We start from the raw sequence: 12,135 nt of genomic DNA, 5'->3' as shown, positions 1-12,135 counted from the left end.
TTGCTAGAATAGTCGATTCTTCCGGCCAAAGCCGTGCTCCGAGCCGCTTGCGCTAGCCATCCGGCACGTGCAGGGATGGCGTGGCGCTCCGGCGCGGCGTGTGAAGGTGACGCTTGATGTGACGCACTTCACGCCGCAGGCAGGCACGGCAAGGAAAACCCGATTCGCTCGAATAATTTTAGGACGATTGAAGCCATGGCTAACGTTGTTGAGAACCTCGGCAAGCTTGAACGCCGCGTGACGATTTCCCTGCCGAAAGACACCGTGCAGAAGGAAATCGACGCCCGTATCCAGAAACTCGCGAAGAACGTGCGCATGCCGGGTTTCCGCCCGGGCAAGGTGCCGCTCAAGATGGTCGCGCAACAATACGCGGGTCAGGTCGAGGCAGAAGTGCTGAGCGACAAGATCGGCCAGGAATTCTTCACGATCAGCCGCGCGGAAAACCTGCGCGTCGCCGGCCAGCCGAGCTTCGAGCCGAAGCAGGAACAGGCTGAAGATGCGTACGCGTTCGACGCGACGTTCGAGGTCTACCCGGAAGTGCAGATCGGCGATCTGGCGACGGCTGAAGTCGAGCGCTCGACGACGTCGATCGGCGACGCTGAAATCGACCGCACGCTGGACATCCTGCGCAAGCAGCGCGTCCACTTCCACGCACGCGGCGAAGCCGGCGAGCACGGCGACGGCGGCGCGGACACCGCAGCGAAGAACGGCGACCGCGTGACGGTCGACTTCGTCGGCAAGATCGACGACGTCGCGTTCCAGGGCGGCACGGCCGAAGATTTCCCGTTCGTGCTCGGCGAAGGCCGCATGCTGCCGGAATTCGAAACCGCCGCACTGGGCCTGAAGGTCGGTGAAGCGCGTACGTTCGACCTGAAGTTCCCGGACGATTACCACGGTGCCGACGTCGCGGGCAAGACCGCGCAATTCACGGTCACGATGAAGAAGATCGAGTGGCCGCACCTGCCGGAAATCGACGGCGAATTCGCGAAGTCGCTCGGCATCGAAGACGGCGACCTCACGAAGATGCGCGGCGAGATCAAGGACAACCTTGAGCGCGAAGCGAAGCGCCGCACGCAGTCGATCGTCAAGAACCAGGTGATGGACGCGCTGCTGAAGATCTCCGAACTCGACGTGCCGAAGGCACTGATCGAGCAGGACCAGCAACGTCTCGTCGAGATGGCTCGCCAGGATCTGGCGCAGCGTGGCGTGCCGAACGCGAAGGACGCACCGATCCCGGCGGAAATGTTTGCCGAGCAGGCCGAGCGCCGCGTGAAGCTGGGCCTCGTGCTGGCCGAGCTGGTGAAGTCGAACGGCCTGGAAGCGAAGCCGGAACAGATCCGCGCGGAAGTCGACGAGTTCGCGAAGAGCTACGAAGACCCGAAGGAAGTGGTCCGCTGGTATTATTCCAACCAGCAGCGCCTCGCCGAGATGGAAGCGTTCGTCGTTGAAAGCAACGTCGTCGATTTCGTGCTGGGCAAGGCGAAGGTGACGGACAAGGAAGTGAGCTTCGAGGCACTCGCGAGCGCATCGGCGCAAGCGTAAGTGTTGCTCTAGCGGCGTGCCGGCTGTCGGAGCGACGGCCCGCACGCCGTTTTTACGTCAAGCGCACGGTTGCCATTAATATGGCGATTGAGCGGGCGGCTTCCTTCCGTTCAATTTTCCATTCGAACAAGGTTCATTGAATGATCACTCGCGCTGAATTGCTGGACATGCTTGCTTCGAACGCGCCGCAGGGTTTCGAGGCGCAAGCGCTGGGGCTGGTGCCGATCGTCGTCGAAACGAGCGGCCGCGGCGAGCGTTCGTACGATATCTACTCGCGTCTCCTGAAGGAGCGCCTGGTGTTCATGGTCGGCGAAGTGAACGACCAGACCGCCAACCTCGTGGTCGCGCAATTGCTGTTCCTCGAGAGCGAGAATCCCGACAAGGACATCAGCCTCTACATCAACAGCCCGGGCGGCTCGGTGTCGGCCGGCATGGCGATCTACGACACGATGCAGTTCATCAAGCCGGACGTGTCGACGCTGTGCATGGGGCTCGCGGCCAGCATGGGCGCGTTCCTGCTCGCGTCGGGTGCGAAGGGCAAGCGCTTCGCGCTGCCGAACTCGCGCGTGATGATTCACCAGCCGCTCGGCGGCGCGCGCGGCCAGGCATCCGACATCGAGATCCAGGCACGCGAAATCCTCTACCTGAAGGAGCGGCTGAACCAGTTGCTCGCGCAGCACACGGGCCAGGACGTCGAGCGCATCGCGCGCGACACCGACCGTGATAACTTCATGTCGAGCGAGGATGCGAAGGCATACGGGCTGATCGATCAGGTGCTGCTGAAGCGCCCGTGAGCATAAGTGGGGTGCCGCCCCGATTCGTGCGGCGGCCCCTGCTGTCCCGAACGCCCTGAGCATCTGCGGCAAGCACATCCAGCCGGCTCCGGTCGCGCCCTAGGCGCGGCGTCCGGAGCATTCGGCGTATCATGTCATTTACCTGTCCGGAGGCTCTACATTCATGGCGGACAAAAAAGGTTCGAACAGCGAGAAGCTGTTGTATTGCTCGTTTTGCGGGAAAAGCCAGCATGAGGTGAAAAAACTCATCGCGGGCCCGTCGGTGTTCATCTGCGATGAATGTATCGACCTCTGCAACGAAATCATTCGCGACGAGGCGGCTGCCGCCGGCGTCGAGGCCAGCCTGTCCCGGTCGGATTTGCCGAGCCCGCAGGAAATTCGCGACATCCTCGATCAGTACGTGATCGGCCAGGAGCGCGCGAAGAAGATCCTCGCGGTGGCCGTGTACAACCACTACAAGCGCCTGAAGCATCTCGACAAGAAGGATGACGTCGAGCTGTCGAAGAGCAACATCCTGCTGATCGGCCCGACGGGCTCCGGCAAGACGCTGCTCGCGCAGACGCTCGCGCGGTTGCTGAACGTGCCGTTCGTGATCGCCGATGCGACGACGCTGACCGAAGCCGGCTACGTCGGCGAAGACGTCGAGAACATCATCCAGAAGCTGTTGCAGAACTGCAACTACGAGGTCGACAAGGCCCAGCGCGGGATCGTCTACATCGACGAAATCGACAAGATCAGCCGCAAGTCGGACAACCCGTCGATCACGCGCGACGTGTCGGGCGAGGGTGTCCAGCAGGCGCTGCTGAAGCTCGTCGAAGGCACGATGGCGTCGGTGCCGCCGCAGGGCGGCCGCAAGCATCCGAACCAGGATTTCATCCAGGTCGACACGACCAACATCCTGTTCATCTGCGGCGGCGCATTCGACGGTCTCGAAAAGGTGATCACCGATCGCACCGAGAAAACCGGCATCGGCTTCGGCGCAACGGTCAAGAGCAAGCAGGAGCGCGACGCGGGCGAAGTGCTGCGCGAGACGGAACCGGAAGACCTGATCAAATTCGGGCTGATCCCCGAATTGATCGGCCGCCTGCCGGTGGTCGCGACGCTCGGCAAGCTCGATGAAGCCGCGCTGATGAAGATCCTGGTCGAGCCGAAGAATGCGCTCGTCAAGCAGTATCACAAGCTGTTCGCGATGGAGCGCGTCGAGCTGGAAATCCGGCCGGGCGCGCTGCAGGCAGTCGCCCGCAAGGCGATCCGCCGCAAGACCGGCGCGCGCGGTTTGCGTTCGATCATCGAACAGGCGCTGCTCGACGTGATGTACGAGCTGCCGACGATGAAAGGGGTCAGCAAAGTCATCATCGACGAGAACGTCATCGATGGCGACGGCAAGCCTTTGCTGATCTACGAGGACACGCCGAAGGTGGCGGGTTCGAACTGACCGGCTTGCCGACGATGTTCTGCGAAAAAGGCCGTTCATGAGACCGTGGGCGGCTTTTTTTCGTTTATCTTGTGGGTAACTCTGACTCGACACGCGGTGGTTACTTTCTTACCGAATATTTCCCGCACTTGAAGGCTTGCAATTCGTTGTGGCGGCCTCAATTACCGAACAATTGATTCCACTCATGGGGAAATGAAATGTCAGGCACCCAACTTCTCCCGCCGGAACGCATCACGCTCCCGCTGCTGCCGCTGCGGGACGTCGTCGTTTTCCCGCACATGGTCATTCCGCTCTTCGTGGGCCGGCCGAAATCGATCAAGGCCCTCGAAGCAGCGATGGAAGGCGGCAAGCACATCATGCTCGTCGCCCAGAAAACCGCGGCCAAGGACGAACCGACCGAAAAGGACATGTACGAGGTCGGTTGTATCGCCAACATCCTGCAGATGCTGAAGCTGCCGGACGGCACCGTGAAGGTGCTCGTCGAGGGCCTGCAGCGCGCGAAGGCGTTGTCGATCGAAGAACAGGAGACGCAGTTCTCCTGCGAAGTGATGCCGCTCGAGCCCGATCACGCCGACAGCGCTGAAACGGAAGCGCTGCGCCGTGCGATCGTGTCGCAGTTCGACCAGTACGTGAAGCTGAACAAGAAGATCCCGCCGGAGATCCTCACGTCGCTGTCGGGCATCGACGAAGCCGGCCGCCTCGCCGACATGATCGCCGAGCGCCTGCCGCTGAAGCTCGACCAGAAGCAGCACATCCTCGAGATGTTCCCGGTCATCGAGCGCCTCGAGCACCTGCTCGCGCAGCTCGAAGCCGAGATCGACATCCTGCAGGTCGAAAAGCGCATCCGCGGGCGCGTGAAGCGCCAGATGGAAAAGAGCCAGCGCGAGTACTACCTGAACGAACAGGTCAAGGCGATCCAGAAGGAACTGGGCGAAGGCGAAGAGGGTGCGGATCTCGAGGAACTCGAGAAGCGCATCAACGCCGCGCGCATGCCGAAGGAAGCCAAGAAGAAGGCCGACGCCGAGCTGAAGAAGCTGAAGCTGATGTCGCCGATGTCCGCGGAAGCGACCGTCGTGCGCAACTACATCGACACGCTGATCGGCCTGCCGTGGCGCAAGAAGAGCAAGGTCAACAACGACCTGTCGAACGCCGAGCAGGTGCTCGACGAGGATCACTTCGGCCTCGAGAAGGTCAAGGAACGGATCCTCGAGTATCTCGCGGTGCAACAGCGCGTGGACAAGGTCAAGGCGCCGATCCTGTGCCTCGTCGGGCCTCCGGGCGTCGGCAAGACCTCGCTCGGCCAGTCGATCGCCCGTGCGACGAACCGCAAGTTCGTCCGGATGGCGCTCGGCGGCGTGCGTGACGAAGCCGAGATCCGCGGCCACCGCCGTACGTACATCGGTTCGATGCCGGGCAAGATCCTGCAAAGCCTCGCGAAGGTCGGCGTGCGCAATCCGCTCTTCCTGCTCGACGAAGTCGACAAGATGGGTATGGATTTCCGCGGCGATCCGTCGTCGGCGCTGCTCGAAGTGCTCGATCCGGAACAGAACCACACGTTCGCCGACCACTACATCGAAGTCGACTTCGATCTGTCGGACGTGATGTTCGTTGCGACGTCGAACTCGCTGAACATCCCGCCGCCGCTGCTCGACCGGATGGAAGTGATCCGTCTGTCGGGTTACACGGAAGACGAGAAGGTCAGCATTGCCCAGCGTTACCTGCTGCCGAAGCAGAAGAAGAACAACGGGCTGAAGGACGGCGAGATCGACGTCACCGAACAGGCGATCCGCGACATCATCCGCTACTACACGCGCGAAGCCGGTGTGCGTTCGCTCGAGCGGGAAGTGTCGAAGATCTGCCGCAAGGTCGTGAAGATGCTGCTGCTGAAGAAGGCATCGGGCGCGATCAAGGTCGATGGCGAGAACCTCGACACGTTCCTCGGCGTGCGCAAGTACGACTTCGGCCTCGCGGCGAAGGAAAACCAGGTCGGTCAGGTGACGGGCCTCGCGTGGACGGAAGTCGGCGGCGATCTGCTGACGATCGAAGCCGCGGTGATGCCGGGCAAGGGCAACGTGATCCGTACGGGTTCGCTCGGCGACGTGATGAAGGAGTCGGTCGAGGCTGCGCGTTCTGTCGTGCGCTCGCGCTCGCGCCGTCTGGGCATCAAGGACGAAGCGTTCGAGAAGCAGGACATCCACATCCACGTGCCGGAAGGTGCGACGCCGAAGGACGGTCCGTCCGCCGGCGGTGCGATGACGACCGCGCTGGTGTCGGTGCTGACGGGTATCCCCGTGCGTGCCGATGTCGCGATGACGGGCGAAATCACGTTGCGTGGCGAAGTGCTGCCGATCGGCGGGCTGAAGGAAAAGCTGCTGGCTGCGCATCGCGGCGGCATCAAGCTCGTGCTGATTCCGGAAGAGAACGTGAAGGATCTCGCGGACATTCCGGACAACGTGAAGAACGCGATCGAGATCGTGCCGGTCCGCTGGATCGACAAGGTGCTGGAACTCGCGCTCGAGCGTTCGCCGACGCCGCTGCCGCCGGAAGAAGAGGCGAAGGCAGCAGCGCCGGTCGGCGAGGCGGCGAAAGATGCCGGCTCGACGGAAGTCGTCAAGCACTGAGACCTGGAACGCCGTCGTTGCTGACGGTTGTTCACGAAACCCGCGGCATGTCCGCGGGTTTTTTTATGCGCTTCGGAAGCGTGCGCGCGAATGTTAAAAAAATTCGCGGATGGGCTTGGCAAAATGATCGGGGATGAATTAAACTTGCGGGCTCGCTGATTGTTGATGCGGAAACGCAGATCGCAGTCAGAACGAATCGGAAACGGGTGCTTAGCTCAGCTGGTAGAGCGGCGCCCTTACAAGGCGTAGGTCGGGGGTTCGAACCCCTCAGCACCCACCAGTTTCACGATTCAGCCAGACCAAGGAGCGGTAGTTCAGTCGGTTAGAATACCGGCCTGTCACGCCGGGGGTCGCGGGTTCGAGTCCCGTCCGCTCCGCCAGAAAATAAGAAAGCCCGCCTTGTGCGGGCTTTTTTATTTTCATCGTCGATTGCGCCCGTAATCGGGCGCGTGATTGCGGAGTGGAGGAAGCCGCCTGCGCGGCCCGCACGATGTAGACGAGTCCCGTCCGCTTCGCCAGAAAAATGAAGAAGCCCGCCTCGCGCGGGCTTTTTCATGGGTGTTTCCGGCTGCGCTCGCGCGCAGTACGTCTGCTTTTCTCCCGTCCCACCCCGTATGTTGTAATATCGGACGTTTTGTCCAATTTTCCCGTCACGCATGCTCGATTTCTTCCGTAATCACCAGCGCCTGATGATGGCGCTCCTGCTCCTGATCGTGTTGCCGGGGCTGGGTTTCGTCGGGATCCAAGGCTTCCGCGGTTTCTTCGACGACAGTGCGAACGTCGCGGCGGTCAACGGGCACAAGATCACGCGGGTCGAATTCGACGGCGCGTTCCGCCAGCAGATCGACCAGGCCCGCCAGGCGCTCGGCGGGCAGTTCGACGTCAAGATGTTCGATACGCCCGAGCATCGCAAGCAGGTGCTCGACGGCCTGATCCAGCAACGTGTGCTGGCCGACGAGACGCAACGTCTGCACCTGACCGCGTCCGACAATGCCGTGCGCGATGCACTGATGAGCGATCCGATGATCGCTTCGCTGAAGAAGCCCGATGGGTCGATCGACGTCGAGCGTTATGCGCAACTGCTGTCGTTCCAGGGGATGACGCCCGAGCAGTACCAGGAGCGTGTGCGCTACAGCCTGTCGCTGCAGCAGATTCCGGCCAGCATCGTGTCGAGCGCATTCACGCCGAAGAGCCTCGCGCAACGTCTGTCCGAACTCGCCGCGCAGCAGCGCGAAGTGCAGGCGCTGGTGCTGAAGACGAGCGACTTCGCCGCGAAGGTCCAGCCGACCGACGCGCAGCTCAACGCGTACTATGACGCGCACAAGCAGAGCTTCGCGACGCCGGAAACCGCGACGATCCAGTACCTCGTCTATTCGCCGGCCGCAGCGGCCGCGAGCGCGCAGCCGACCGACGCGGACATCAAGAAGTTCTACGACGACAACCCGACGCACTTCCGCACCGAAGCGCAAGTGCGCGTGAGCCACATCTTCATCGCGGCGCCGGGCAGCGCCAGCGCGGCCGACAAGACGGCAGCGAAGACGAAGGCCGAGCAACTGCTCGCCGACGTGAAGGCGCATCCGGACCAGTTCGCGCAAATCGCGCAGAAGAATTCGCAGGACGCGCCGTCGGCAGCGAAGGGCGGCGACCTCGGCTTCATCACGCGCGGTTCGACGGCCGGCGGCAAGGCGTTCGACGATGCGGCGTTCGCACTCAAGCAGGGTGACGTGAGCGGTGTCGTGCAGTCGGATCTCGGCTTCCACATCCTGAAGGCGACCGAAGTGAAGCCGGCAGTCGTCAAGCCGTTCGCGGAAGTGAAGGACGAGATCGCCGCCAGCCTGAAGCAGCAGTACGCATCGAAGGCGTTCACGGACAACGCGGAAGGCTTCACGTCGACCGTGTACGAAAAGGCGAAGACGCTGCAGCCGGCCGCGGACAAGTACAAGCTGACGATCCAGACGGCCACCGTCACGCCGACGCCGAATCCGCAACTGCCGCCGACGAGCCCGCTGAACAATCCGAAGCTCCTGGCTGCGGTATTCGCAAACGACTCGGTGAAGAGCCAGAACAACACGCAGGCGATCGACGTCGGCAACAACACGCTGATCTCGGCGCGCGTGACCGACTACAAGCCGGCTGCCGTGCCCGCGCTCGACGCGATCAAGGACGTCGTGCGCCAGAAGGTCGTCGCCGAGCAGGCCGCGGAACTCGCGAAGAAGGATGGCGTGGCGAAGCTCGCCGAGCTGCAGAAGTCGAAGTCGGCTGACGGGTTCTCCGTTGCGCAGAAGGTGTCGCGCACGCAGTCGCAAGGTCTGACGCCGGCTGCACTGAGCGCCGTCTACAAGGTCGATGCAAAGACGCTGCCGGCTTACGTCGGTGTCGATCTCGGCGCGGACGGCTACGCGATCTACCGTGTGAACGCGGTGATCCCGGGTTCGGCAGTCGATCCGCAGCAACTGGCGGCCGCACAGCAGCAGATGGCGCAGGTCGACGCACAGAGCGAAGGCGAGGCCTATCTCACCGCGCTGCGCGATCGCTCGAAGGTGAAGCTGTACGGTTCGACGTCGAGCCAGAAGCAGGACGGCGACGACTGAACACCGTTTCGCCCGCAATCCAAAAAGCCCCGCTTCGAGCGGGGCTTTTTGTTTTCCGGCAGGGGGCGTCAGCCGCGGGGCTTGCCGAGCAACGGCTTCAGCGCCGGCCACACATTGTCGAGCAGGATGCCCTGTGCCTGCTGCGCGGGATGCATCTGGTCAGCCTGGAACATCTCGGGCTTGTTCTCGATGCCGGCCAGCAGGAACGGCACGAGCGGCACGTCGAGATCTTTCGACAGCCGCGTGTAGACGGCGTGGAACTTCTGCGTGTAGTCGGGGCCGTAATTGGGCGGCACGTACATGCCGACCAGCACGACCTTCGCTTGCACACGTCGCGCGCCGGCAATGATGTCGCGCAGGTTCTGCTCGGTCGTCGCGAGCGGCACGCCGCGCAGTGCATCGTTCGAACCGAGTTCGACGACGACGATCGAAGGTTTGAGCCGCTGCAGCACCGCGGGCAGCCGCGCACGACCGCCGCTCGTGGTGTCGCCGCTGACGCTGGCGTTCGCGACGCTATAATCGATTCGCTCGGTCGTGAGCCGTTGCCGCAGCAGCGCAACCCAGCCGGTGTCGCGCGGCAAGCCGTATTCGGCCGACAGGCTGTCGCCGAGCACGACGATCACGGGCGGGCCCGATGTCGGCGCCGTCGCGGCGTGTGCCGGCACGGTGACGGCCAGCAGCGTGCCCAGCAGCGCGGCGACCGCCGTGCGTCTTTTCCAGCGAAATGTCGTGTCCATGTTCAAGATTACCGATCCGATCATCGAAGTCCATGACGTGTGCAAGCGGGTTGCCGATGCAACGGGCGAGTTGACGATCCTCGACGGCATCACGCTTGCCGTGCGGCCGGGCAGCAGCCTCGCGATCGTCGGCGCATCGGGGTCGGGCAAATCGACGCTGCTCGGCCTGCTTGCAGGGTTGGACAGCGCGACGAGCGGCACGGTTCGCCTGCTCGGCCGCGCGCTCGACTCGCTCGACGAGGACGCGCGCGCCGCGCTGCGCAACGGCGCGGTCGGGTTCGTGTTCCAGTCGTTCCAGTTGATGCCGCACCTGACGGCGCTCGAAAACGTGATGCTGCCGCTCGAACTGCAGGGCGGCATCAGCGCACGCGATGCGGCCGACCGTGCCCGCGCGCTGCTCGTGCAGGTCGGGCTCGGCGAACGCACCGCGCATTATCCGAAGCTGTTGTCGGGCGGCGAGCAGCAACGCGTCGCACTTGCGCGCGCCTTCGTCACGCGCCCGTCGATCCTGTTTGCCGACGAGCCGACCGGCAGTCTCGACGCGGCGACGGGCCATGCAGTCATCGACCTGATGTTCGAACTGAACCGCACGCACGGCGCCACGCTCGTGCTCGTCACGCACGATGCCGAACTCGCGCGCCGCTGCGAGACGACCGTGACGCTCGACGCCGGCCGCATCGTCGCGCCGCATACGGCATAGCGCCGCGCATGCGTTTTTTTTGCCGGCCACGCAGGACGTACTGCGCGGCCGGCACGGGCATGAGCCCGTTGCGTCAGCGCTTCAGCGCCGCACGGGCGCGCTCGATCAGCGCCGTGGTCGACGAGTCGTGCTTCGCCGGATCGACCGATCCGGCCGACAGATCGGCTTCCACCACCTTGCCGAGAATCTTGCCGAGCTCGACGCCCCACTGGTCGAACGGATTGATGTCCCACACCGTTGCCTGCACGAGCACCTTGTGTTCGTAAAGCGCGATCAGCGCGCCGAGCGTACGCGGCGTCAGCGCATCGACGAGCAGCGTCGTGGTCGGGCGGTTGCCGGGGAACGTCAGGTGCGGCGCGAGCGCTTCCTTGCCCGGCCCGGCGACCTTGAGCGCTTCTTCGAGCGTGCGGCCGAGCATCAGCGCTTCGCTCTGCGCGAAGCAGTTCGCGAGCAGCTTCGGATGATGGCTCGCGAGCAGATGCTCGGGCGTCAGCACCGCGATGAAGTCGATCGGCACGATCGTCGGCCCCTGGTGCAGCATCTGGAAGAACGCGTGCTGGCCGTTGGTGCCCGGCTCGCCCCACGTGACGGCCGACGTCGGGTAATCGACGAACGTGCCGTCCAGGCGCGCGGATTTGCCGTTGCTCTCCATTTCGAGCTGCTGCAGGTACGACGGCAGGTAGTGCAGCGCTTCCGAGTACGGCGCGACGAGATAGCTCTGCGACCCGAAGAAATTCCGGTACCAGATGCCGATCAGGCCGAGCAGCACCGGCAGGTTGCGCTCCAGCGGCGCTTCGCGGAAATGGCGGTCCATGTCGTTCGCGCCGGCCAGCAGCTCGTCGAACTGCTCGGGGCCGATCGCGATCATGATCGACAGGCCGACTGCCGACCACAGCGAATAGCGGCCGCCGACCCAGTCCCACATTTCGAACACGTTTTCTGCGGCGATGCCGAACTTCACGACTTCGGCCGGGTTCGCCGACACGCCGACGAAGTGCTTCGATAGCGCGTCCTCCGGGCAGCCGCGCGCGACGAACCAGTCGCGCAGCGAGCGGGCGTTCGTCATCGTCTCGAGCGTCGTGAAGGTCTTCGACACGATGATCGCGAGCGTTTCTTCGGGATCGACCTGTTCGAGCACGCGCGCGAGATCGGCGCCGTCGACGTTCGACACGAAGTGGGTCGAGATGTCCGGCGTCGCGACGTGATGCAGTGCATGCACGACCATCTTCGGCCCGAGATCGGAGCCGCCGATGCCGATGTTGATCACGTGACGGATGCGCTTGCCCGTATAGCCCGTCCACGTGCCGCTGCGCACGGCGCGCGCGAAGGTCGCCATCTTCGCGCGCTCGGCGCTCACCTGCGCGTGGAACGGCGCTTGCGGGTCGGTCGCGCGCAGTGCGGTGTGCAGTGCGGCGCGGCCTTCGGTCGGGTTGACGATTTCGCCGGCGAACATCGCGTCGCGGCGCGCTTCGACGCCCGCGTCGCGTGCGAGCTGCACGAGCAGGCGCAGCGTGTCGTCGTTGATGCGGTTCTTCGAGAAATCGGCCGCGAGGCCGCCGCCCGGAATCGTGAAGCGTTCGGCGCGAGTCGGCGCGTGGTCGTTTTCCGGCGCGAACCAGTCGCGCAGGCGAGCGTGACGGATCTGTTCGAAGTGGGATTGAAGGGCAGTCCAGGCGGGGAGCGAATTCAGCGTCATGGCGGTTCGAGTGAAGCGT

The 12,135-nt window shown here is 63.7% G+C and carries 8 protein-coding genes and 2 tRNA genes; 8 read left to right on the top strand and 2 right to left on the bottom strand.

The annotated features are described in order from the left end of the window. Positions 1-195 precede the first annotated feature (195 nt). From tig to ACWMMN_RS09980, 7 genes are all read left to right on the top strand, one after another. Positions 196-1,542 carry a trigger factor gene (tig, locus tag ACWMMN_RS10010; protein WP_059233926.1) on the top strand — a complete coding sequence of 449 codons (1,347 nt, stop codon included), beginning with the start codon at positions 196-198 and terminating at the stop codon, positions 1,540-1,542. 140 nt (positions 1,543-1,682) lie between these two features. Further along, on the top strand, positions 1,683-2,336 hold the full coding sequence (gene clpP, locus ACWMMN_RS10005; protein WP_010092137.1) for an ATP-dependent Clp endopeptidase proteolytic subunit ClpP: 654 nt from the start codon (positions 1,683-1,685) through the stop codon (positions 2,334-2,336). A gap of 163 nt (positions 2,337-2,499) precedes the next feature. After that, positions 2,500-3,771 (top strand): ATP-dependent Clp protease ATP-binding subunit ClpX, encoded by a 1,272-nt coding sequence (gene clpX, locus ACWMMN_RS10000; protein WP_006489345.1) that lies wholly within the window; start codon positions 2,500-2,502, stop codon positions 3,769-3,771. Positions 3,772-3,968: 197 nt separating this feature from the next. Further along, positions 3,969-6,392, top strand: a complete 2,424-nt coding sequence (gene lon / locus ACWMMN_RS09995) for an endopeptidase La (RefSeq protein ID WP_059233927.1) — start codon at positions 3,969-3,971, stop codon at positions 6,390-6,392. 204 nt (positions 6,393-6,596) lie between these two features. Continuing rightward, a tRNA-Val gene (locus ACWMMN_RS09990) sits at positions 6,597-6,672 on the top strand. Positions 6,673-6,695: 23 nt separating this feature from the next. Beyond that, positions 6,696-6,772 (top strand) — tRNA-Asp (locus ACWMMN_RS09985). Positions 6,773-7,048: 276 nt separating this feature from the next. Further along, complete coding sequence (locus ACWMMN_RS09980) at positions 7,049-8,983, top strand: SurA N-terminal domain-containing protein (protein ID WP_174993004.1); 1,935 nt, start codon at positions 7,049-7,051, stop codon at positions 8,981-8,983. A gap of 68 nt (positions 8,984-9,051) precedes the next feature. On the opposite strand, the gene ACWMMN_RS09975 is transcribed toward ACWMMN_RS09980, so the two are convergent. Next, complete coding sequence (locus ACWMMN_RS09975) at positions 9,052-9,720, bottom strand: arylesterase (RefSeq protein WP_174993003.1); 669 nt, start codon at positions 9,718-9,720, stop codon at positions 9,052-9,054. Between ACWMMN_RS09975 and ACWMMN_RS09970 the strand changes: the two genes are divergently transcribed. Next, positions 9,719-10,420 carry an ABC transporter ATP-binding protein gene (locus tag ACWMMN_RS09970; protein ID WP_342702323.1) on the top strand — a complete coding sequence of 234 codons (702 nt, stop codon included), beginning with the start codon at positions 9,719-9,721 and terminating at the stop codon, positions 10,418-10,420. The genes ACWMMN_RS09975 and ACWMMN_RS09970 overlap by 2 nt on opposite strands. 73 nt (positions 10,421-10,493) lie before the next feature. Here the strand turns inward: ACWMMN_RS09970 and pgi are convergent, their stop codons facing one another. Then, a complete protein-coding gene (pgi, locus tag ACWMMN_RS09965; RefSeq protein WP_059233931.1) occupies positions 10,494-12,116 on the bottom strand; it encodes a glucose-6-phosphate isomerase in 1,623 nt (540 codons plus the stop codon). Positions 12,117-12,135: the final 19 nt, after the last annotated feature.

The organism is Burkholderia cepacia complex sp. TUM26381 (assembly GCF_057439935.1).
Note: the sequence above shows the minus strand (reverse complement) of the source record. Positions and strands in the feature narration are given on the sequence as shown.